The organism is Planctobacterium sp. R6, from assembly GCF_055755215.1.
The window spans coordinates 131,163-154,119 of sequence record NZ_JBVTQY010000003.1 but is presented as its reverse complement, the minus strand read 5'-3'; the positions used below and the strand labels follow the sequence as shown (position 1 = coordinate 154,119).

Below are 22,957 nucleotides of genomic sequence, written 5' to 3'. Positions count from 1 at the left end.
TCAGTATCCGATTTCTTTCATCTAAAGCAGTAGCTTAAGTTCCCTGTAGGGATACGCGGACTGTTCACTATTACCACCTCTTAGCGATTGGTGGCAGGTAATTGGATCTTCATTAAGAAAACAACTCGAAAATGTTATATCAACAGTGCCTGGCTGGCTTCCTGAGATGGACGTTTACCAGACACTGTTAGGAGTATCGGCCCCTGTTACAGGGACTCTTCGCTCCTGTCGGTTGCGATTGGTGGGCTTTCTACAAAACTTGTAATCTGTTGATACTCTAATTCTGACAAGTTAATTTTGGTGGCACCCAGCACCGCTTCAAGTTGCGCCGTATTTTTGGCCCCCAAAAGGGGAGCGGTAACTGCCGGGTTGTTAATAACCCAGGCAATTGCCAGAGCTTCAGGGCTACAACTAGCATCCTTAGCGAAAGCGGTAAATCTTTTAACTTGTTCAAGATACTTCAAATCCTCATAGCGAGCACGATACATAGGATCATTTACTAATCTACCATCTTGTGGATTAACTCTGTCTAAATACTTGCCTGTTAGCATTCCTCCTGCGAGTGGACCATAGGTAATTACGCCCAACCCTTCATGTAACGCCATTGGCATTAACTCTACTTCGCATTGACGCTTTAAAAGATTATACATAGGCTGAATACAGGCTATCTGTATGTGGTTATATTTGGACGCGATAGCTAATGCCTTCATGACTTGCCAGGATGCAAAGTTACTGATACCGACATAAAGTATTTTCCCTTGTTGCGTAAAAAGATCTAATGTCGATATTGTTTCTTCCAATGGCGTTTCGCTGTCAAATGCATGCATGTAGAAAATATCTATGTAGTCGGTTTGTAGCCTCCGCAATGAGTTGTGGAGTTCGTTTCTCAGATTCAATCTGCTTAGGCCACGTTCATTTGGGAGTTCGCTGGTGGGGTAATATGCCTTGGTACTCAGGATAATCTCGTGTCGATGTGAATTTATCAGCCGTCCCAGGATGCTTTCGGATTCACCATTGGCGTATACGTTTGCGCAGTCAAAATGGTTGATACCAGAGTTTCGTGCCATTGCATAAATTTCGCGGCTCTCTTGCTCACTGGCACCATCCCCGAAAGTCATAGTTCCCATGGCTAAAGAAGAGACTTTAAGCCCACTATTACCAAGGTATTTATATTTCATATTTCGATCCTCTCTGGTATTTGATGTTATGAATCATAGGTCGGTTTGTGTAAAAAGATAGCCAGCGCGATCAGAGCGAGTCCGGCGATCTCAAGGGGTGTAGGTATTTGATACAGAACTACTGCCCCAACGAGCGCAGCCACAAATGGTAAAATTGACAGGTAGATGCTGATACTTTCCCGAGGAAGTCGCTGAAGAATCAATTGATCCAGTAAATAAGGAATGAGCGAAGATGCAAGTCCAATTGCGATACACACTAAAATTAACCAGAGTGACACTTCTACTTTGCTGAGGTCGCCGATGCTGAAAGGTAAAATGATTAAGCTGCTAAAACAAAACGACATTGTGAGTAAATGAATATCTGGCATTTTTCGGGAGAGGGAAATGTTTTTAACTATTGATATGTACAGGCCGAAACTAATGGCGTTGGCAATCGCCCAGAAGATGCCTTCAATGTTAGTTTGATATTGCCCCTTAAAAAGGAAATTGACACCAAGCACTGATAAAACAATAGCGATAAAGTTAATGGGCTTTTTAGTCGCGCAGACTGTCAGCAAAACAGGGGCCAGAAACTCAATTGCGGCCACCGTACTTAGTGAAAGGCGATCAATTGCTTTGTAAAAGGAAATATTCATGATTGCTAAACTTGCACCTAAGTAAAGTGCTGAAGACAAAGTTGCCCGGTCTTTTGAGAATACTTTTCGTTTGAAAGTAAATAACAGAAACAACAAGACCAGAGCAGAGGAAAGGTTTCGTATTAAAGCCATACCCATTGTGCCAACCTGGCTAAACAACAAATATGCCAGGCCAGGAGCAACATAATGGAAAAGTGCGCTTATCGTTAAGCATGCGAAGACGCTGTAGTTGGTTATCAACACCGAATAGTGATCCTAAACAAAAACGGTAAATCATTATCTACCAGTGTCTTTAGTCAAAACATTGAGTATCTGTACTTTATTGAGTTTAATGGCTTATTTTGAAAGGCAATTTATAGCATTTCCCTAACCTTACTTTTTTGCTCTAAATGAGCCTGAACAGGTAAAAATTATTGCGTTGCAGGGTAATTTCCTAAGCAGGAAAAAGAGCGAAACATCATCCAAACAGTGGGGGTAACCTCGCCTGGAATGGCGATGCCTGAACTACGGAAGTATGAGTTTTTGCGATAGGGAGTAAGCTATCAATTAGTGATTCCAAATCCTTAATTTCCTTGAAGTGGGCTTTGGCCACAAAGCAGTCGTCGCCTGTTACTCGCTCACACTCGGTAATATTCGGCGATTTTTCGAGAACTTCTACGACCTTGTTTAACAGTCCTGGCAAAGGGTTAATACGTATCCAGACCGAGAACATAAAACCCAGGCACGTTGGGTCTACGGTGATTGTGTAGCGATTGATAACGCCTGCATCTTCCAGTTTTAAAATTCGCTCGGTAGCGCTTGGAGAAGACATTTTGAGTCGTCGTGCTATTTCCGCGGTGGGGGTCCGGGCGTTTTCGACCAGGATATTGAGTATCTGTACATCAACAAAATCAAGCTGTGAAACTACCTTTTTAATTTTCTTCATACTCTTCTCAACTATATGAGCAATCACTTTAAATCAATTTACACAATATAATATACAAATAGTTGTACAAATAAAAATATTTATGCCAACATTTCTATGAAACGAAAGTGCTCAGTTGAAAACAATTGAGGTGTTCATTTGTGATGCTTAGAGAACAAATCCTTATTAACTGACTCAATTCAAATTAGGATAAAAGAGATTGAACTACGACAATTCATTCAAGCCTTTTGAGGTCAGTTATCTTCAGGTTTCAGAGCTTCATACTGTTCGATATCAACTGTACGGCAATCCAAAGGGACAACCTATTTTGTTTCTTCATGGAGGGCCCGGACTGGGCATTTTGCCAGACCACGCGCGATTCTTTGATCCATGTGCTTATTGTGTTGTACTACCGGATCAGCGTGGTGCAGGACTCAGCAAGCCAGTTGCATCATTGGAGTCAAACACTACCTGGGACCTGGTTGAGGATATTGAACGCCTAAGATTACACCTGGGAATTGAGTCCTGGGTGGTTTCCGGAGGAAGTTGGGGTAGCTTACTCGGTCTTGTTTATGCCATAAATTTTCCTGATTCTGTCGTTGGATTGATCCTGCGTGGCGTCTTTCTTGGTCGTCAAGAGGACACCGACTGGCTTTACAGCGGAGGTGGTGCTGCAAAAATTTTTCCTGAAGCCTGGGCGCAATTCAGAGCAATTGTGAAGGAAAATGAAGAATCTCAGACTATTGAGGCGTATCACAAACTGTTGAACCATTCAGATAGCTATATCGCTATGAGGGCAGCAAAAAGCTGGGTTCAATATGCTAATAACACAATGAATATGCTGCCTGATGAAGAAGGCTTAAATAGCACATTAACTGAACATCAAGCTTTAGCCTTGGCGCGAATAGAATGTTGGTATCATAAGAATCACTTTTTTTTACCTACCGGAAACTACGTTTTAGAAAACATCAATAATCTAAATAAGATACGATGCCACATAGTGCATGGGCGATATGACGTTGTATGTAACCTCGGCCAGGCATATCTGCTGCATAACAAGTATTCGGGTTCAACACTCTCAATTGTTCCGAATGGTGGTCACTCGCCATTCGAGAAACCAATGCTTGATGCTTTGACCGGGGCGACGAACGATTTCAGGTTTCAACATTAACCTGTAGTCCCAATTTTTTATTAATTTATGGAATAGCGATGAGCACAATAAGAATAGTTACACCAAATGACCTCGAACTTTTAACATGCTTTTCTTTGATGTCACAGTTACGACCGGGATTGTCTCAGAGCGACTATCTGACAACGGTTAAGAGCATGTATGCAGAAACTAATTATTTATTGATAGCGCTATACGACAATGATGAGGTCGTGTCTGTTGCGGGCTTTAGAGTTTCGCATTGGTTGCACACAGGGAAATATTTGGAAATTGAGGACTTCATCACCTCTGAGCAGCATCGTTCAAAGTCTTATGGAAGTCAGGTTTTTGAGTGGTGTAAGAATTACGCGATACAGCAAAACTGTCGTCAGATACGACTTGTATCTGGAGTCACCAGGGAAAAAGCCCACAAGTTTTATCGCAACAAAGGTATGGAGTTCGAGGCTAAGTACTTCTCCCTCAATTTACAATCTTAGACTCATTGAGATGCAATTGATTTTTATCAGCCAGGAAAAGCTGTTAAACATCAATGTGTTAAATTAAATGTAATTACAATCAATCGCTATTAGCCCTGGCCAGTCATACTGGCAAATGCTTAAAGCCACGGGCTGTTGAAACAAGTGAAACGCAAAATAGCCTGCTTTCCAATGTCAAACCGGCAATGAAAATTACACGCAGCTGTTAATCGGACAAGATTATAGCTCGTTGAACTCGCGCTCTTTGTCTTTCATCCAGATTTCAACGGCTCCCGGTTTAGTCATCAGGTCCTGCATAGACTGCATCGCCTCAATGTGAGGGTTATCACCAGACTTGATTTTCTCGACACAGTGCTCTTTACTCATTTGAGCCAGTTCGGCAAATGAATTTGCAGAAAAAAGCTCGTCGCAAGCTCCGCCTAGTTGTTTACATGTCATTGATTTCATTGTTTTAATCCCAAAGTGTCGTGAGGTAAATACGCGAAACACTGTATCTTAATTTGCGACCAATAAGAGCTAAAAATATGAGTCTAATCTGAAAAATAAACTAATTTTTTTAGGTCATATCTGAAGCATTGAAGTTCTTCCATTGTCCACACGTGTCTTTTCCCGCATTCCCTTATTTTGAATTCAGGGATAGCAACGCCAAACAAGCCTTTATCCGCTAAGTATCTATTTGGGTAAGCAAAAACCCGTGTTAATACTGTCGTGCAAGTTATCCTGAAAATCAGGCTTTTTAACTTATTTGGGAAAATTTTTCTGATTGGTTGGTCGCTGTTGCCTGCGTCAGGTGATATGCTGTTGCCCATATTTCAACGTCAATTGTGTTTTATTTTCTGTGCGCCCATTAGTGATTAGTTTGTTGATCTTGTCTGTATTGTGTCAGTCGCTGTTGGCGGTGGCACAGTCGGTGGATTTGCATACCTATGATGCAGAACACGTGCAAACCTCTCATGATCACAGCCAGGATACCAAGCCATCTGTTGATCAGCATGGTGCTGAAGATAGTGAACACAATGTGGCGGATTGTCATCATTGTGGGCATTGTACCGGCACTCACCTGAACTGGTTATCCGGCACCCTGGATACGCCATTGATCTGTTTTTCTGCCTCTCAGGCAACGGAAATCCCACTTCATAATCTGCCCCTGCGATGGCAGGAGTTTTTGCGCCCTCCTATCTCTTAAACCGTCCTTCAAAACACATACGCAGCGTTACAGCCGCTGCACAACGGTTTTTATTAAGAGAGTTAAATTATGACATTTTCCATTAAAACGATGGCGATCACGCTATGTGCTGCCTGTTTTAGTCTTCAGGCTTTGGCCAACCAGGCGCATCATCATCAGGACGCTGAGTCAGAACATAATCCCGAGGTTTTACCGGCAGATACCCATGACAATCATGGCGATCATCAAACCGATACCCAAAGTATTCAACTAACCGCGCAACAGATGGCAATGGCGCAGATTAGTGTCAATGCAATTTACCCACAGGTGTACGCCTTTGAGGTGTATGCTCCCGCTGAAATCCGGGCCAATGGTTACAGTTCATATCTGATCTCCCCGAGAGTGGACTCGGTGGTGATGAAACGCCATGTTTCGCTGGGTGAACAGGTAGAAAAACAACAGCCGTTAGTGACCCTGTTCAGTGAAACCGTGGCACAGGCGCAGGCCGACTATCGTTTAGATTATGCTGAGTGGCAACGGGTTCGTCATATGCAAACGGCCACGGTAAGCCAAAAACAGCTCAGCGAAGCGCAAACCCGATTTGTGGCGGCCCGGGCTAAATTACTGGCGTTTGGTTTAGACGAACAAGCCCTGACGGAGTTAACCAAAGACAACGCTTCGCCGCTGGGGGAATATACCCTTTATGCCGCTCAGGCCGGTTCGGTTTTAAACGATGATTTTCAACAGGGGCAGCGGGTTCAGGCTGGTGAAGCGCTGCTGACCTTGGCAGATGAAAGCAATTTGTGGGTGGAAGCCCGGTTATCTGCGAATTCCAGATTAGACATTCCGCCGGGAGCCCGGGCCAGGATCAGCATTCAGGGAAAATCCTATGCCGCAAATGTCATTCAGGAAGCGCATACCGTTGACCAGGTAACGCGCACCCGAGTTGTTCGTTTGCTAGTTAGCAATGAAGCACATGAACTGCATTCCGGAATGTTTGCTGATTGCTTTTTTCAGTTTGCAACGCAGCAGGCCGTTATGGCCGTGCCCGATTCGGCACTGTGGCGCAATGCAGAGGGACACTGGACGCTGTTCCTGCAAGAAGCGCCCGGCGAGTTTGTGGCCACGGAAGTAAAACCGGGGCGGCGTTTTGGTGAATACCGGGAAGTCTCAGGCCTGGCAGAAGGTACAAAGGTGGTGACTGAAGGGGCCTTTTTTGTGGCCTCTGAGCAAGCTAAATCGGGTTTCGAACCGCACAATCACTAACGGCAAAGGGAGTTTGTTATGTTACGTACATTGATAATCAGTGCGGTGAAATTCCGGCTGCTGGTGGTACTGGGGTTACTGGTGGTTATTCTGATGGCAGTCAAATTACTGCCCAAGATCAATCTGGATGCGTTTCCGGATGTGACCAACGTACAGGTCACCATCAATACTGAAGCCCCCGGACTGGCGTCTGAAGAAGTTGAACAGTTAATTACCTATCCAATAGAGGCCGTTATGTACGCGCTGCCGGATGTGGTGGAAGTTCGCTCGGTATCAAAAACCGGGCTTTCCGGGATCACTGTGGTGTTTGCCGATGATGTCGATATTTATTTCGCCCGGCAATTGGTGTTTGAGCGGCTGCAAACGGCACAAACCCTGATCCCGGAGGGAGTAGGTGTGCCACAAATGGGGCCCAATACCTCGGGGCTGGGGCAGGTGTTTCAGTATTTATTGTTATCCGAATCGGAAGCCGAAATCAGCAGTGCACAATTGCGCAGTTTAAATGATTGGGTGGTAAAGCTATTGCTGATGCCAGTGGATGGCATTACGGATGTGTTGTCTTTTGGCGGAGCCGTGCAGCAATATCAGGTCAACCTTAACCCCACCCGGTTGTTGTCATATGGATTGCAACAAAGCGATGTGGTGGCGGCACTATCGCGAAATAATAGCCAGACAGGGGGCTGGTACATGAACCGCGGTCAGGAGCAACTGGTCATTCGCGGCACGGGATGGCTTAGCCATGGCGCCGAGGGTTTGGCGCAAATTGCTCAGATCCCGGTAGCCACCATTGAAGGCGTGGTGATCAGGGTTGCCGATGTCGCTGCTGTACAAATGGGCAGTGAAATCCGTCAGGGCGCAGTGTCCATGACACGCCGAACTGCCGACGGCCAATCACAGCCGTTAGGGGAGGTGGTTTCGGGTATCGTGCTAAAACGCATGGGAGCCAATACCAAAACAACCATAGATGCTATCGAGCAGCGCCTGGCACTGATTCAACGCGCATTGCCGGAGGGCGTTACTATCCAGCCGTTTTACGACCAACGCTCGCTCATTGAAGCCGCGGTCAACACTGTGGTCGAAGCCCTGGCCATGGCATTCGTATTGATATTGGTGGTGCTGTTTTTGTTTCTGTTAAATCTTAGCGCTACGCTGCTGGTGATTATATCAATTCCGTTGGCATTGGCGATTGCATTGATGTTGATGAGTTATTATGGCATCTCAGCCAACTTAATGTCGCTAGGCGGGCTGGCTGTTGCGATTGGCATGCTGGTGGATAGCTCGGTGGTGGTGGTGGAAAATATTTTCAGGCGATTGCAACACCAGGAAACGCCCTCGATACAACAGCAGGGGGTGATCAGTCAGCGGGTACGCGACGCGGTGGTTGAGGTGGCTAAGCCGGTACTGTTTGCCACCAGTATTATCATTTTGGTTTTTATGCCGCTGTTTAGTTTTGAGGGCGTGGAAGCGAAATTGTTCGAGCCGATGGCGGTGAGTATTATTTTGGCGCTGTTGGCCGCGGTATTTATCGCTTTGTTGGTGTTACCGGCGCTGGCAACCTTGCTATTCAGACAAGGCGTGAGTGCAAGGCAGACTCCGGTATTGTCTGCGCTGGAGCTGGGTTACCGCAGGGCGGTACAACAGGTTATGCGCGTTCGCGGCTGGTTGTTGGCTGCCGTGCTAATGCTGGTTGTGCTGTCAGCGGGATTACTGACTCAGATTGGCAGCGAGTTTGCTCCGGAGCTGGAAGAAGGCACGATAAACCTGCGGGTGACTCTGGCACCTTCAGCAAATCTGGAAACGGCGTTGGATGTGGCTGCGAAATTGGAGGCACAGTTGCTGACGTTTCCTGAGGTCAGTTATGCGCTAAGTCGCATAGGTCGGGCTGAACTGGGCGGCGATCCGGAACCGGTCAACAATATCGAAATTTACATCGGTTTGTTACCTGTCACGCAGTGGACTTCTGCCCGGACGCGCTCCGAATTACAAGTATTGATGGCCCAAAAACTCAGTGTATTTCCCGGCTTGCTACTGAATTTTTCGCAACCCATTGCTACCAGAGTGGATGAATTACTGTCGGGGGTAAAAGCACAACTGGCGGTTAAACTTATGGGCCCGGACTTATCCCTGTTGGCAACTAAAGGGCAACAAATGGAACAATTGGTATCCGCCATTCCCGGTACCTCGGATGTGGCACTGGAACAAATTCAGGGGGAAGCGCAACTGGTGGTGCAGCCAGACAGGCGTCAGTTGTCCCGTTACGGTATTGCTGTGGCTGATCTGATGGCGGTGGTCAGAGATGGATTAGGCGGTCAGGTGGCCGGACAGATCATCAAAGCGAACGAGCGCTACGATATTTATGTGCGCATCGATGCCCGATACCGGCAATCTCCGGAAGATATCGAAGCGTTGCGACTGCTTTCACCGGGTGGCGCCTGGGTGCAGGTGGGGGATGTTGCATCCGTGCAGATTCAGTCGGGGCCACCGCAAATTCGTCGTGATGATGTACAACGGCGAGTGGTCGTGCAGGCGAATGTCAAAGGCCGGGACATGGGCAGCGTTGTTCAGGATATTCAGGATACCCTGACAACCGGGTTGTCATTACCGCCGGGTTATTCATTCTCCATCGGTGGTCAGTTTGAAAACCAGCAACGGGCTCAGGCAAAACTGTTGCAGATTATTCCCATTTCGTTGTTGCTCATCACCTTGTTGTTGTATTTTGCCTTCAATTCAATGCGCCTGGCCGGTATTGTTCTGCTGAATGTCCCGTTGGCAGCAATAGGGGGGATTTGGGCCCTGTACCTGAGCGGTCAGTATTTATCTGTGCCCGCCAGCGTTGGATTTATCACCCTATTTGGCCTGGCAGTACTCAACGGCGTGATGATGGTGGACAGGATCCAGCGGTTTATAGGAGATGGTCAACCCCTGAATGAGGCAATATTAAATGGCGCGGTGTCGCGATTAAGGCCGGTGTTAATGACAGCCCTGACCTCTACATTGGGATTGATACCCATTGTGCTGAGCCAGGGGGGGGGGGCAGAAATTCAGCGGCCGCTGGCAACGGTGATCTTAGGCGGTATGTTTAGCGCAACCCTGCTGACATTGTTCATCCTGCCGGTAGTTTACGCCATGCTGCCCGGGCAAGGTGGTAAGCTATCATCCTGATAACGTCAGGGAACGGAGCCTTATGGGCTCCACTTTTTCGAAGTGGTCTGTTCCCGGTATTTTATAATCGGGTTTACAGCGCTTATTTTTTGGTGAAAACTGCCATATTGTCATCGCTATTTTTAAAGGAACACCATGAAAACAGGATGGAAAATTGCCATTGGGCTAATGAGTTTTTACGCGCTGTTTGTGTCAGCGACACCGGCCCCTCTGTTGGCGTCAGCTCAGCATCAGGCCTTCTGGCAGAAGGTGTCTGCGTTATGCGGACAGGCGTATGAAGGTAAAATAGTCAAAGATACCGATGGTGATACCTTCGTTGGCAAAAAATTGATAATGCATGTGCGCAAATGTTCCGGACGGGAAATTCAGATCCCGTTTCACATTGGCGAAGACGCGTCCCGTACCTGGATTCTCACCAACACCGGGGCCGGTATTATGTTGAAGCATGATCACCGCAATCCCGATGGCAGCTATCATCCCACCACGATGTACGGTGGTCATACCGTTGCTGCTGGTTGGCCGCAAATGCAGTCGTTTCCGGCGGACCCTTATTCACAGCAGCTCTTTATGACACAGGGACTGCCCGGTTCCGTGGACAATGTCTGGCAGATGCTGATTTACCCCACCGTTTTTAGTTATCGTCTGGTCAGAGCAGCCCGTGAATTTCAGGTAGACTTTGACCTCAGCCAGCCGGTAAGCCCACCCGAAGCGCCCTGGGGCTATGAAAACTAAAGAATACTGTCGTATTCTGTCAGTGTGATTCGTTACTATAGTTAACACAATGGTAACACCAGGTTACAGAATGCTTTTCACTTCGCTACAGTGGCGGCGTAGAATTCGCTTTCTGACAACAGCTGTCACCTGAACAAGACTCAATTTCGCAACGCACTTACAAGGAGAATCAGCGTGAGGAAGTCGATTGCCAATGCTATGGCCAGCGTCGCCATAGCCAGCACCCTCATAGTAACCAGTATGGTTTCATACGCACAATTTGGCCCCACGCCGGTAAATGTGGAGGCAGCACAAATGCGTATGTTGGCCCCGGTAAGTTCCGTATCCGGGGCGATAGTCAGCCAGAACGATTCACAGGTGGCGGCACGGGTGTCAGGGCAACTGGTGCAGGTGGCTAAGGTGGGCACAAGGGTGCAGGTGGGCGAAACTTTTGCCGTTATTCGCGATCCCTCTTTGGTGTTTCGTCACGCTGAACAACTGGCCCGTGTGAAATCCTCCGAATCCAATCTCACATTTCAGAACAGTGAAGTGAACCGGTTGCGCTCACTGGCCGAGAGAGATTTAAGCTCAAAAACCGAATTGGACAGAACATTAGCCGCGCGAGATCAGGCGCAGGCTGAAGTGCAAGAGAATAAGGCGTTGCTGGATCAGATTGAACTGAGCCAGTCCTACCAAAATATGCAGGCGCCTTTCGACGGCGTCATCATGGAGCGGCTGGCAGATGTGGGCGAGCTGGTGGCGCCTGGTACAGCGGTAGTACGTCTGGTGCAAACCACGGATCTGGAAGTCAGCGCTCGTGTTCCGGTGGCGTCTTTAGCCTATGTTACGCCCGGTAAAACCATCAGTTTCAGTTCTTCTGTGGGCAATGGTCAGGCGGTGGTACGCACCACAGTGCCTGTGGCCGATAATCGTTCCCGACTGGTGGAAGTGCGGGCCGATGTTACCGACGATAAATGGCCCGTTGGCCTGGACATCACTGCCAAAGTGCCTTCCGGTGCGGAAAAGCAGGTGCTGGCAGTACACAGAGACGCATTGGTTTTACGTCGTGACGGGGCCCGTGTGTTTCGTATCAATGGTGAAAACAAAGCTGAGCAGGTGATGGTAGAAACCGGAATTGCCACCGAGCGGTGGATTGAAGTCAGTGGTGATATTCAGGAAGGCGATAAAATCGTCATTCGTGGGGCGGAACGTCTGCAACCGGGTCAGCAGGTGATGATCCGCGAAAACAATGAGAGTCTGATAAGTCAATGAAACTAACGGCAGCCTCTTTAAATAATCCAACGGCGGTAGTGGTTGGGATTTTACTGATATTGTTATTCGGGATATTGAGTTTAACCCGTTTACCAGTGCAACTTACGCCAGATGTGGAACAGCCACAAATTGTCATCAGTACCAGTTGGCGGGCGTCAGCGCCGGAGGAAATTGAATCGGAAATCATCGAGCCTCAGGAAGATGTATTAAAGAGTCTTCAGGGGGTTGTGACCATGGAGTCCAGTGCCTCCCAGGGCAGTGGCAGCATCGTTTTGCGCTACAAAACGGGCACCGATCTTAACCGCGCCCTGATTGATGTGATGAACGCCCTGAATCAGGTGCCTTTTTATCCACCTGATGCCAATGAGCCGATACTGGCCGTGGGTGGCGATTCGGTATTTGATGCCATTGCCTGGTTCGGTTTGCATACCTTGCCCGGGAATGACAAACCCATCGAAAGCTACCAGGATTTTGTGGAAGACGTTATACAGTCCCGGCTGGAACGGGTACCGGGTGTCTCACAAACCAATGCCTTTGGCGGACTACCCACAGAAGTACGGGTTACCTTCGACCCATACAAAGTTGCCGCGCTGGGTTTAAATATTCCGGAAATTGCCGCCAAAGTGGGGGGTAATACCGACTCGTCCGGTGGCTTTAAAAATATTGGGCGACGCAAGTATACGCTGCGCTTTGACGGTAAATATGACATTCCGGATCTGGAAGGTATGATCCTCGAATGGCGGGACGATACACCTATTTTACTGCGTGATGTGGCCCGTGTAGAAGCGGTTTTAGGCGAACGCTTTGGGGTACTGACCCTGGACGGCGTGCCGGCCATAGCCATGAATGCTCAGGCGGAAGTGGGTGTTAACGTCATGGACGTTGACGAAGGTCTGAAGCAGGTGGTTAAAGAGCTGAACGAAGGACCGCTGGCTCGCGCCGGACTTGAAATAATTCAAATGTACGACCAGACCATCTACATTGAAGATTCGATGGCGCTGGTGCGCAACAATCTGCTGCTGGGTTTTATCCTGGCGGTCTCTATTTTGTGGTGGTTCTTGCGCAAGTTTAAGGCCACGCTGGCGGTGGCCTTGTCCATTCCGATTTCCCTGACGGTAACGTTTGTGGCGCTGGATTTAATGGGGCGCAGCCTTAATATTATTTCTATGGCAGGCCTGGCGTTTGCGGTTGGTATGGTGCTGGATGCGGCGATTGTGGTGCTGGAAAACATCGTGCGAATGCGGGAGCACGGTGCCAAAACCGGTGATGCTGCATTCCGGGGTACAACCCAGGTGTGGGGCGCGTTACTGGCGTCCACTACGACCACAGTCGCGATATTCCTGCCGATTGCTTTTTTAGAAGATGTGGCCGGGCAACTGTTTGCTGATTTGGCCATAGCCATCTCTGTGGCCGTGGTGGCATCGCTGCTAGTGGCTGTGTCGGTGATCCCGGCGGCATCTACGCGGCTGTTAAAAACCATTAATTCGGAAGATCCTCATGATCACTGGTGGGACAATATCACCCGCGGCATTATGCGGATCACCGGCAGCAATAAAAAGCGCTTCGCCTGGGTGTTCGGCTTGTTTGGTTTTGCCGTGTTCGCCAGTTATTTGTTGTTTCCGCAAAAGGATTATCTGCCCAAGGGGAACGAAAACCAGTTTGGCGCCTTTATGTTGCCACCGCCAGGACTGAGTATTGACGCCGGCAGACACGAAATGATTGATGTCATTAATCAGCGCATGGAGCCTTACCTCAGCGGTGAAAAGCAACCAAAAGTGGCGCACGACTGGCTGGGCATTTTTGGTACCTTTGGCTTTATGGGTGGCCGCGCGGAAGACGCCGATGATATTCAGGCGCTGCTGGGTATTTTGAATTCGGAAATTTTATCCGGTTTTCCGGATACCATCGCATTTGCACAACAATCTCAAATTTTTCAGGGATTAGGCGGTGGTCGCCGCATTGATATTGATATTCAGGCCAATGATGAAGAACAGTTACTCAATGCCGCACGCGTGGGGTTTGGCGCTGTTATGGAAGCGTTGCCAAACGCACAAACCCAGCCGGTGCCCGGACTGAATCTGGCGGAACCTGAACTGCGCTTAATTCCCTACGAGCGCAAACTTGCCGAATCCGGCTGGACCCGCAAGGAAATGTCTCAAATCAGTCGGGCGCTGGGCAATGGTTTGTATGTGGGTGATTATTTCGACGGGCAAAAGCGTTTAGACGTGATTTTGCGCTCAGAAGAATGGCGCACACCTGAAGAGCTGGAGTCTACGCCCTTATATACGCCTGACGGCGGCGTACAACCGGTCAGTGCCCTGGCAGAAGTCAGTCGCACTTCCGGACCCGGAGAAATTCGCCGGGTAGACCGCAAACGTACCATTACATTGCAGGTTACCCCGCCCGATAACCTCTCGCTGGAAGCGGCCATAGCGACCCTGAAAGAATCGGTGGATGACAAAGTCCTGGCGTTGTTGGGGGATGAAGGTGCCGTTACCTACCGGGGGACGGCCGAAGCCCTCACAGAAGCCATCACTAATATGAGTCAGAGTTTCATACTGGCGCTGATCATATTGTATTTGCTGATGTCGGCGCTGTTCCGCTCCTTCAAAGACAGTTTGCTGGTGGTGGCCACGATCCCGCTGGCTACCGTCGGAGGCATTGCCTCATTGCGCTTAACGGATCTGCTTACCGGCTTCCAGCCGTTGGATCTGTTGACCATGATTGGCTTTATCATTTTGCTGGGGCTGGTGGTAAACAACGCTATCTTGCTGGTGTATCAGACCCGTATGGCTGAACGCGAAGGCATGGCCCGGGTGGACGCAGTGGAACAGGCGGTCAGATTGCGTTTGCGACCCATTCTGATGAGTACACTAACCAGCTTATTTGGGATGTTGCCTTTGCTACTTATCCCCGGCGCCGGTGCAGAGCTGTATCGCGGCATCGCCGCTGTTATCGTGGGTGGCATGAGTGTCAGTACCTTCTTCACCCTGATTTTCCTGCCCAGTTTGTTGCAGTTAGGACAAAGCAAAGCCGAACAACAGCAGGATGTGTCTGACGGCGAACCGGTAACGGTATCCTGATATCTGTAATGACTCACCGGCACTCCCGCCGGTGAGTCATCATTCCCGGTTTAATAATTCTGTTTAAAATTCAGTACTTTTTCCAGGTATCGGCGGCTTTCGGCGCGGGGATGTCTGGTTGTCAGGCTATCGTAAACTTGCTTAGCTGAGAGTCGATTAATGTTACTAATGGCCCGTTCGCGGTTGCTGTTGAAGGTTTTAAACACATTGCCCGCGCCGCCGTTGTACGCCGAAATGGTGGCATATTCCCGGCTTTGCGCCTGTTTGATGTTTTTCAGATAAACATCATCCAGCAGATGTAAATAGGCCGTGCCGATATCAATGTTGTCCTGTGGCCGGAATAACACCGATTGCGTGGGCTGATCGCTGCGGCCTTTAATGCGTTGGTACACGTCCTTACCCGCAGAGGCCGGGATTATCTGCATCAAGCCGTAGGCATTTGAAGTACTTACCGCGAAGGGGTTGAAGCTACTTTCGGTTTCGATAATGGCGTAGATCAGGCTGGCCGACACCTGATAACGAGCAGAAGAAGCCAGTACGTATTGCGCGTACTGCTTTTTACGCAGTTCGTGATGATTGCTCACCAGCGGAAAGTTCACAGAATGGCGGGTACCGGCTTCGGTGCTATGGATTTTGAGTTGGGTTGCCATCAGGTATTCAGCAAAGCGACCTGCACGCCACTGGAACCGCACCGCAACACCATCCTGATCCCGAACCTGTCCGTACAGAAAGGGTTCGCCATTAAACTGCGGAGTGTCGGCATTAAAAATGTCAGTCGCGGTTGGATCGGCGGTCGTCAGTAAGGTGGTGACAATAGCTTCTCTGAGCTGAGTTTTATAATCTTCGGCATTGATGGTTTCGACCCTTACCTGCCCCAGTGAAAAATCCACAATGGCTCTGGCCCGATAATCCTGGGTGTATTTTACATAGGTATCGTTGTCAGGTAGCTCGGTTTGTTGTTCTCCCCATTGGTCTGCCGCGTTTTCTTTCAGTGCCTCCAGCAGCTCTTTGAGGTTTTTTAAGTCGTATATTAAAGCACCGGGATTATTTTGATACTGAACCGCTTTTTGTTTGGCAAAGGATTCCAGTATTTGCCCGGCATCACCGGATTTAGCGGCCTGCGCCAACATGACGCGATCGGTATGTGTACAGGAACCAATAAGCAGGGACAAACAAAAACAGAACAGCGGACGAATGAGTTGCGGCATGAAATTCAGGCATTGTGTTTTTCTGCTATTAGAGCAATAAAAAAGGCGTCAGATCAAATGCGAAAATCTGACGCCTCTTTGCTTCCTCATACCCAACATGAGAAACCTTTAAAATTCAGTAAGTCATGACCTGACAGATAACATGAACGATACTGAGTCATTGCTGTGCTGAACCCGGTGTAGCCGTGAGGCCACGGAACAGCTCAATCAATGACTGTGCAAATAATGTTATAACATCACAAAAAGGTCAAGTGATTTTTTTATCTGCGAAGTCGCTGCGCCGGGCGGCGCTTGCACAGACCATATTGAATAGACGAAAAGGCGAATATATGTGATAGTTCATCACACTTTTGACACATAAGAAAAACGACATTGTCTTCTACCTCTCAGGCGCAACTCAGCGATATTGCACTCATCAGTAAATTACTGGAAAGCTACGATCAAAAACAACTGGCTGGCTATCTCAACCAGTATTCTCCGGGCAAGTGGGCCAGAGAAACCATCAATCGGTGGTTGAAGGGCAAAGCCACGCCTACATTGACCCATCATGAATATCTGCATTTACAGGCATTATTACCGCAATCCAAAGTCACCTCAGAGAATGCCCAATTTCGCTTTATCGATTTGTTTGCCGGTATCGGGGGTATCCGAAAAGGCTTTGAGGATATTGGTGGATTGTGTGTGTTTACCAGCGAGTGGAATAAGTTTGCACAACGAACCTACAAAGCAAATCATCACTGCGATCCAGACAATCACGTTTTCAATGACGATATTCGCTCAGTGACTTTATCCCGGCGGGATGATGTTAGTGAGCAGGATGCTTACCGGCACATCGATGAGCAGATCCCGCAACACAATGTGTTGTTGGCGGGATTCCCCTGCCAGCCCTTTTCACTGGCGGGTGTTTCCAAGAAAAATGCCCTGGGCAAGGCTCATGGTTTTGAGTGTCAGACTCAGGGGACTTTGTTTTTCGATGTAGCCAGAATCATCGCGGCAAAACAACCGGCGGCTTTTGTGCTGGAAAATGTGAAAAACCTGAAAAGTCACGATAAAGGCAAGACCTTTAAAATTATCCTGCAAACGCTGGATGAACTGGGCTATGAAGTGGCGGATAAGGCGTTTTCCGGCAAAGATCCGAAAATCATCGACGCCAGACACTTTCTGCCGCAACACCGGGAACGGATCGTATTGGTGGGTTTTCGCCGCGACCTTAATTTGCATCAGGACTTTAGCCTAGCAGGCATAAACCAGTTTTTCCCGGACACCCAGATTAGCCTTGGGCAGTTGCTGGATAAAGATGTTGATAGTAAATACATACTCACTCCAAAGCTATGGGAATACTTGTACCAATATGCACAAAAACACAAAGCCAAAGGCAATGGTTTTGGCTTTGGTCTGGTGAATGAGCACAGTGTGGCCAGAACCCTGTCAGCCCGTTATTATAAGGACGGCTCTGAGATTCTGGTGGACCGAGGTTGGGATCTGAACCGATCATTTGAAGCACAACTCATGGGAAATACTCGCCCTCGCAGATTAACCCCGGTAGAATGCGCCCGCCTGATGGGATTTTCTGCTCCCGGTAAAGATGAGTTCAGAATCCCGGTTTCTGATACTCAGGCATATAAACAGTTTGGCAATTCTGTGGTGGTTCCGGTTTTTGCTGCGGTAGCTAAGCTGATGGCGTCGCGCATTAAACTCGCCACTGCCTGCCAGGATATTCAATCAGTGGCATAATTTTTAGGAACCATAGGAATATTAATGGACTGGAAAATCTTCTTCACGATTTTTGCTTCGGTGTTTATTGCGGAGCTGGGGGATAAAACCCAGTTGGCGACTATGTTGTTTGCCGCAGACAAGGCCGTGAGTAAATACACCGTGTTTCTGGCAGCTTCAGCGGCGTTGATTGTGGCTTCCGCCATAGGTGTTTTGGCCGGTACACTGTTGAGTGAATACCTCAATCCCAAATATCTGCAATATATCGCGGGTGTAGGTTTTATATTAATTGGTCTGTACACCCTTTACACTGCCTGAAGGTTATTGCCCGGCGGTTGAGGTAAAGGGGTACTCTGAGCGCACCCCATGCTTGTGATACAGGGCTTCCAACTGACCGTTTTGCTTCAGATCACGCAGTGCTTCGTCCCAAATTGTCATCAATTGGGCAAAATGTATGTTTTGCTTACTAAAGGCAGGATACAGCGGAAGATCCCCGAACTTTTGCCAACTAAAGCCGGTATTTTGAATGTTTTCTGCGGCCATGAGTTGCTGCATTTCAGAGTTATCCCCCAAAATAAAGCGCACCTTTTCGGCTTTTAGCAACCTGAATGCGGTAGTCGCGTCATTCACTTCATAACCCTGCAATCGATATTGTGGGAAGTAGCGGTCGTATAAATAATCGGTTAACCAGGCGGCGGGGGCGTCAAAAAAATCCGGTCCCCGGGCCTGGTACCTGGCGCTGAGGTAGATAGCGTAGATAAAGTCGGCATCCATGGCCTCTTGCGGTGTACTGATGTACTGCTCTTCGTTTTTATAGGCACCCAACCAGATATCGGCACTGCCATTAACGACCATGGCTTTGGTGCGGGCGTAATCGGCATACACAAAACGCATCTCGAAGTCCGGAAAGACCCGCCTGAGTAATTCCTCATATAAGCCATCACTTTGCTCGGAGGTATATTTGGGCCAGATATCGGTAGCCACGATGAGCTGCTGCGCATGGCAAAACAGCGAAAATGGCAAGATTAAAAGCAGTAACTTTCTCACGGATAACTCCCGACGGTCTGACTACAGTGTCGTACAGAGCGATAAAAATGCCAGTTTTATTATCCGGATTTTTCCCTGCTATTGATTCAGACCAGAGTGCAGTGCCCGCCGGTAAGCCCCGATAGCCGGAATACAGGCCACGATACTGGTGGCGATTACAACCATAAGAGCGATAAGCATTGCGTCCTGAGTTAATAAGTCGGTGCTGATGAATAAACCGTAATAGGTACTCAGCCATTCGTTGCTTACCACCAGGGTGAGCCACACCAATAAAAACGACAGCAGTGTGGCAACTGCGGACACCAACAGAGCCTCAGCCTGAATAAGCACAAACAGCAAGCCAGGCCCCGCGCCTATGGCCCGAAGTACGGCAATTTCCCGGTGACGCTCACGCATTGAGGCTAATAACATCGTCGCTAAGCCGAACAAAGAGGAAATTAAAATTAACACCGAGATAACCCGCAGCAGGTTTTCCACCGTTCCCAGCATTTGCCACAATTCAGCCAGGGCAACACCGGGTAAAATGGCCAGTAAAGGTTCACCCCGATAGTTATTGATGCTGCGTTGCACACCAAAGGTGGCAAATTTTGAGTTTAAGCCCAAAAAGAAGGCCGTAATGGTTTTAGGTTGCAACGGATTTTGGTTCAGTGCGGCTTGTGGATCGCTGACATACCTGGCGATATGAGCGGCGGGCAAATGCACCAGTTCCAGCGATTCCAGACTGACGTGTACCGTTTGATCTACCGGTGTTCCGGTGGCTTTTAGTATTCCGGTAACCACAAACGGGGCTTCATCGTGATTACTAAAGCTGACGCCGCCCACACCATGAGACAGGGTGATGCTATCGCCAACCTGATATCCCAGCTTTTGCGCCACTTCTGCGCCTATCACCGTTTGCAGAATGTCACCGAAGGCTTCACCCTGCTGAAAGTCCAGCAGCTGCTTTTGACCATAACGGAAATGCTTAAAATAATCGCTACTGGTACCCATCACCCGGTAACCTTTGTGGGAATCCCCCAGCGAAACCGGAATGGCCCATTTTACCTGCTCGTCAGCCTGTATTTTTTCAAAGGTGGCCCAGTCTATATTGTTGGTGGCATTGCCCACCCGAAATACCGAATAGAGCAACAAATTAAGTTGCCCGGTTCTCGCGCCCACGATTAAGTCTACCCCCGATACCGTGCGCCCAAAGCTGTCTTTTGCTTCGCTGCGGATGTGCTCCACACTCAGCAGCAGACTGATACTCACCACCAGGGAGATTATGGTCAGAATGACGGAGCTTTTTCGGCTTTTCAGGCTTCCGCTTGCAATACTCAGGATCATTGTTCCGCCTTGGCTGGTATGGCCTGATTGAGACTGGCCAGTGATACCCGCTCGTCAAAATACTGACTGAGGCTTTGGTCATGGCTGACAAAAACCAACGTGCTGTTTGCCTGCTCGCAAACCTGCAGTAACAGCTGCATAAAACTGTCTCTGGCATCTGAATCCAGTGCCGATGTGGGTTCATCCACGATCATTAATCTGGGGTTGTTGATCAATGCACGGGCTATCGCTACCCGCTGTTGTTGCCCGACACTCAGCTGCGAAGCCTGTTGTGCCAGTATGGTTGTCGGCAGTTGTAACTGACTGACGGTTTGGGCAATCCGGTGGCTGAGATCGGCGCGGGTATTGCCTGCCAACCAGGCGGCTGCCGCGATGTTTTGCGCCACGCTCAGATAAGGAATAAGGTTAAATTGCTGAAAAACCACGCCGATATTTTGAGCTCTGAATTTGTCCCGTTTGCGAGCTGACAACAAGGTGATGTCCTGGTTTAATATCCGGATACTGCCCTGTTGCGGCTTTAACGTACCTGCCAACAGATTGAGCAGGGTACTTTTACCGCTGCCTGAGGGGCCGTATAAAAATACTTTTTGTCCAACGCGCAGATCCCACTGCGCAATTGCCAGCAAGTCCGCCTCGGAAGTGGCCTGATAACGAAAGGTCACATCGCGCATTTGTAACAGGTAGTCGGGGTTGTGTTGTGTCATTAACGCCTAGCTTAAACGAGTTCTTATTGCTTTATTGATGTCCAGGGCAGAGTGCCACACTGAGCTGGCCTTGTCATCTGTATCGGTCCCGCTCTCAGAGGATGCCGGGTAGATAATCTCCAGGCGTGAATCGTCACTTTCACTGAGCTCAATGCAACTTAAAATGCCATCGGTTTTGTTAAAGCCAAAAATGCCGCGTTCTGTGATAAATACCCCTTTGAGCCGTTCCGGATTGATGCCATTGAGGAGTGTAAAAATCTGAGTAAAATCAAAGATGTGACTTTTGTCATAGATCCAGCCTTCGGTGATAAAACCGGAGCGGGTTTGTTGGGTATAGGCACAACCATCCTGTTCCAGTTGGGTTTGCCAGGCGGGTGTCGCCGGCGCGTCTGCGTGATGGTGATGATGGGCTTCTTCGTTAGCCGGTGCGCTATTGCGGTTGGTCTCCAGTAGCGCAACTGGCAAGTTGCCCTGTACTGAAAAGTGCCGGGGTTTGTCCTGCAGCCCCAACTTTTCCAGGGTGTGTAGCATGTCGACTTTATCTTGCTCTGTGTATAAATCCGCCTTAGCGGCTACCAGTATGTCGGCGATTTCCAGTTGTTCGCGAAAGATGTGATGGTCATGGTAACGGGGTTGCACCAGCTTGCGGGCATCAAACATCGTCATTACGGCTTTGAGGTCAATGACTTCGCGGTTGTGGGGCTTCTGCAGTTCGCTGATTACTTCGTTTGGATGACCTAATCCGGTGGGTTCGATGAACAGGCGATCCGGTTTACTTTGGCTGATGAGCATAGCCAGCGCAATTTGCATGGGTAAGCCCGAAGTGCAGCACATACACCCGCCGGGTACCTCTTTGATAAAAATGCCCTTTTGCTGATCTTGTGGGCCGCTGAGTAACTGCCCGTCTATTCCTATTTCGCCAAACTCATTGACCAGTATGGCCCATTTTTCATTCCTGGGTTTGTGTTCCAAAAGATGCTTAATTAAGGTGGTTTTGCCGACACCTAAAAAGCCGGTAATGAGATGGGTGGGAATGGGTGATGAAATTCTGGCAGTCACGGTTCTGGGCGTTTGTGAAATTTGCAGTAATGTTATATTGTAACCGTACATTAAACAATAGTTGTGCCTCCGCGGCGTCGGACGGTTGTCAGGTACGTTGATCAGTAACCTTTGTTGGCAACATTCATCAGAAACATATATCAGAAATATTGGTCAGGTTTTTTCAATAAATACAGCTTTATGTCTTTAAATCTAACCTCCCTGAAAAGGGCTAAATTCAGCCGCCACATCACACTGCTGGTGGTGATCGTGTGTTTCGCTGCGACGGGTTATGGGTTATCAAACATGGCATTCAGGTTGTGGTTTCACCATGATGCTGTTCTGTATCATGTAGAGAACTCCTTGCAGCCCACCGCTATCGGCTGGCAGGACCTGATGGGCGAAGAAGATAAATTCTTGCTGCAGCAGCTACAACGCAATACCGCGGCTTTGTTAACGCCGGGTCAAACCGAATCTTCCGGCATCAGCGAAGAGCAGCGCCTGCTGGCATCGGTACTCAAAGCACAAACCTGGCAGGGACTGGATGGCTATCAAATCAATCGGGCAATGGCGCAACAGAATGTGAGTATTCCGGGTTTTTTGGTGCCGCTGGAAGTCGACGGGCAGCAAGTCAGGAGCTTTTTTGTGGTGCCTTACTTTGGTGCCTGTCTGCACTTTCCACCACCGCCACCCAATCAGATGTTTTATGTTCAACTGCCCAACGCTATTGCGTTACCGGCGTTGGACAAGCCCTATTTATTCTCAGGCACCCTGAACGCCGAGTTGTTTGAAGATCCACTGGGAACTTCCGCCTGGAGTATGGAAGTTATGACTATTAATCCGTATGCTGAACAGGCCGACGATGCCAGAGAGCATCGTTTTTGACACACCTGAGCCGATCTCA

At 48.7% G+C, this 22,957-nt stretch carries 20 protein-coding genes; 11 read left to right on the top strand and 9 right to left on the bottom strand.

All coding sequences use genetic code 11. The features are described 5' to 3' along the window. Positions 1-206 precede the first annotated feature (206 nt). From AC0J20_RS03565 to AC0J20_RS03555, 3 genes are all read right to left on the bottom strand, one after another. A complete protein-coding gene (locus tag AC0J20_RS03565) occupies positions 207-1,178 on the bottom strand; it encodes an aldo/keto reductase (protein ID WP_473020642.1) in 972 nt (323 codons plus the stop codon). Between the two features lie 26 nt (positions 1,179-1,204). After that, the gene (locus tag AC0J20_RS03560; protein ID WP_473020641.1) at positions 1,205-1,951 is read right to left on the bottom strand and encodes an EamA family transporter; all 747 of its coding nucleotides are present in this window, start codon (positions 1,949-1,951) and stop codon (positions 1,205-1,207) included. Positions 1,952-2,270: 319 nt separating this feature from the next. Then, positions 2,271-2,738 (bottom strand): Lrp/AsnC family transcriptional regulator, encoded by a 468-nt coding sequence (locus AC0J20_RS03555; protein WP_473020639.1) that lies wholly within the window; start codon positions 2,736-2,738, stop codon positions 2,271-2,273. A gap of 199 nt (positions 2,739-2,937) precedes the next feature. On the opposite strand from AC0J20_RS03555, the gene pip reads away from it, so the two are divergent. Together pip and AC0J20_RS03545 are read left to right on the top strand one after the other, a co-directional pair. Continuing rightward, the gene (gene pip / locus AC0J20_RS03550; RefSeq protein ID WP_473020638.1) at positions 2,938-3,888 is read left to right on the top strand and encodes a prolyl aminopeptidase; all 951 of its coding nucleotides are present in this window, start codon (positions 2,938-2,940) and stop codon (positions 3,886-3,888) included. Positions 3,889-3,986: 98 nt separating this feature from the next. Further along, entirely contained in the window at positions 3,987-4,361 is a 375-nt protein-coding gene (locus tag AC0J20_RS03545) for a GNAT family N-acetyltransferase (protein WP_473020637.1), read from the top strand. A gap of 219 nt (positions 4,362-4,580) precedes the next feature. On the opposite strand, the gene AC0J20_RS03540 is transcribed toward AC0J20_RS03545, so the two are convergent. Then, positions 4,581-4,808, bottom strand: coding sequence for a hypothetical protein (locus tag AC0J20_RS03540; RefSeq protein WP_473020636.1), 228 nt, complete (start codon positions 4,806-4,808; stop codon positions 4,581-4,583). A gap of 391 nt (positions 4,809-5,199) precedes the next feature. Here AC0J20_RS03540 and AC0J20_RS03535 point away from each other — a divergent pair, with 391 nt between their 5' ends. The 6 genes from AC0J20_RS03535 (at position 5,200) to AC0J20_RS03510 (ending at position 15,020) form a co-directional block, all read left to right on the top strand. After that, complete coding sequence (locus AC0J20_RS03535; protein ID WP_473020635.1) at positions 5,200-5,547, top strand: hypothetical protein; 348 nt, start codon at positions 5,200-5,202, stop codon at positions 5,545-5,547. Positions 5,548-5,616: 69 nt separating this feature from the next. Continuing rightward, positions 5,617-6,792: an efflux RND transporter periplasmic adaptor subunit gene (locus AC0J20_RS03530; protein WP_473020633.1), complete on the top strand. Its 1,176-nt coding sequence runs from the start codon at positions 5,617-5,619 to the stop codon at positions 6,790-6,792. An 18-nt stretch (positions 6,793-6,810) separates the two neighbouring features. Beyond that, entirely contained in the window at positions 6,811-9,954 is a 3,144-nt protein-coding gene (locus tag AC0J20_RS03525; RefSeq protein ID WP_473020632.1) for an efflux RND transporter permease subunit, read from the top strand. A 135-nt stretch (positions 9,955-10,089) separates the two neighbouring features. Next, a complete protein-coding gene (locus AC0J20_RS03520) occupies positions 10,090-10,686 on the top strand; it encodes a hypothetical protein (RefSeq protein ID WP_473020631.1) in 597 nt (198 codons plus the stop codon). A 174-nt stretch (positions 10,687-10,860) separates the two neighbouring features. Continuing rightward, positions 10,861-11,937, top strand: coding sequence for an efflux RND transporter periplasmic adaptor subunit (locus AC0J20_RS03515; protein WP_473020630.1), 1,077 nt, complete (start codon positions 10,861-10,863; stop codon positions 11,935-11,937). Further along, complete coding sequence (locus AC0J20_RS03510) at positions 11,934-15,020, top strand: efflux RND transporter permease subunit (RefSeq protein ID WP_473020629.1); 3,087 nt, start codon at positions 11,934-11,936, stop codon at positions 15,018-15,020. The genes AC0J20_RS03515 and AC0J20_RS03510 overlap by 4 nt, the downstream gene beginning before the upstream one ends. Before the next feature lie 50 nt (positions 15,021-15,070). Here the strand turns inward: AC0J20_RS03510 and AC0J20_RS03505 are convergent, their stop codons facing one another. After that, a complete protein-coding gene (locus tag AC0J20_RS03505) occupies positions 15,071-16,228 on the bottom strand; it encodes a murein transglycosylase domain-containing protein (RefSeq protein WP_473020628.1) in 1,158 nt (385 codons plus the stop codon). A 372-nt stretch (positions 16,229-16,600) separates the two neighbouring features. Between AC0J20_RS03505 and dcm the strand changes: the two genes are divergently transcribed. Together dcm and AC0J20_RS03495 are read left to right on the top strand one after the other, a co-directional pair. Next, positions 16,601-17,962: a DNA (cytosine-5-)-methyltransferase gene (gene dcm, locus AC0J20_RS03500; RefSeq protein ID WP_473020627.1), complete on the top strand. Its 1,362-nt coding sequence runs from the start codon at positions 16,601-16,603 to the stop codon at positions 17,960-17,962. Between the two features lie 24 nt (positions 17,963-17,986). Next, positions 17,987-18,259 carry a TMEM165/GDT1 family protein gene (locus AC0J20_RS03495; RefSeq protein WP_229530371.1) on the top strand — a complete coding sequence of 91 codons (273 nt, stop codon included), beginning with the start codon at positions 17,987-17,989 and terminating at the stop codon, positions 18,257-18,259. A gap of 3 nt (positions 18,260-18,262) precedes the next feature. Here AC0J20_RS03495 and AC0J20_RS03490 read toward each other — a convergent pair whose 3' ends face one another. The 4 genes from AC0J20_RS03490 to AC0J20_RS03475 all read right to left on the bottom strand — a co-directional run bounded on the left by AC0J20_RS03490 (position 18,263) and on the right by AC0J20_RS03475 (position 22,125). Further along, the gene (locus AC0J20_RS03490) at positions 18,263-18,988 is read right to left on the bottom strand and encodes a hypothetical protein (protein ID WP_473020626.1); all 726 of its coding nucleotides are present in this window, start codon (positions 18,986-18,988) and stop codon (positions 18,263-18,265) included. A 78-nt stretch (positions 18,989-19,066) separates the two neighbouring features. Next, the gene (locus tag AC0J20_RS03485) at positions 19,067-20,311 is read right to left on the bottom strand and encodes an ABC transporter permease (protein ID WP_473020625.1); all 1,245 of its coding nucleotides are present in this window, start codon (positions 20,309-20,311) and stop codon (positions 19,067-19,069) included. Then, entirely contained in the window at positions 20,308-21,015 is a 708-nt protein-coding gene (locus AC0J20_RS03480; RefSeq protein ID WP_473020624.1) for an ABC transporter ATP-binding protein, read from the bottom strand. Before AC0J20_RS03480 ends, AC0J20_RS03485 begins: the two co-directional genes overlap by 4 nt. Before the next feature lie 6 nt (positions 21,016-21,021). Continuing rightward, positions 21,022-22,125, bottom strand: coding sequence for a CobW family GTP-binding protein (locus AC0J20_RS03475; protein WP_473020623.1), 1,104 nt, complete (start codon positions 22,123-22,125; stop codon positions 21,022-21,024). 129 nt (positions 22,126-22,254) lie between these two features. Between AC0J20_RS03475 and AC0J20_RS03470 the strand changes: the two genes are divergently transcribed. Continuing rightward, on the top strand, positions 22,255-22,938 hold the full coding sequence (locus tag AC0J20_RS03470) for a DUF3299 domain-containing protein (RefSeq protein WP_473020622.1): 684 nt from the start codon (positions 22,255-22,257) through the stop codon (positions 22,936-22,938). The last annotated feature ends 19 nt before the right edge of the window (positions 22,939-22,957 follow it).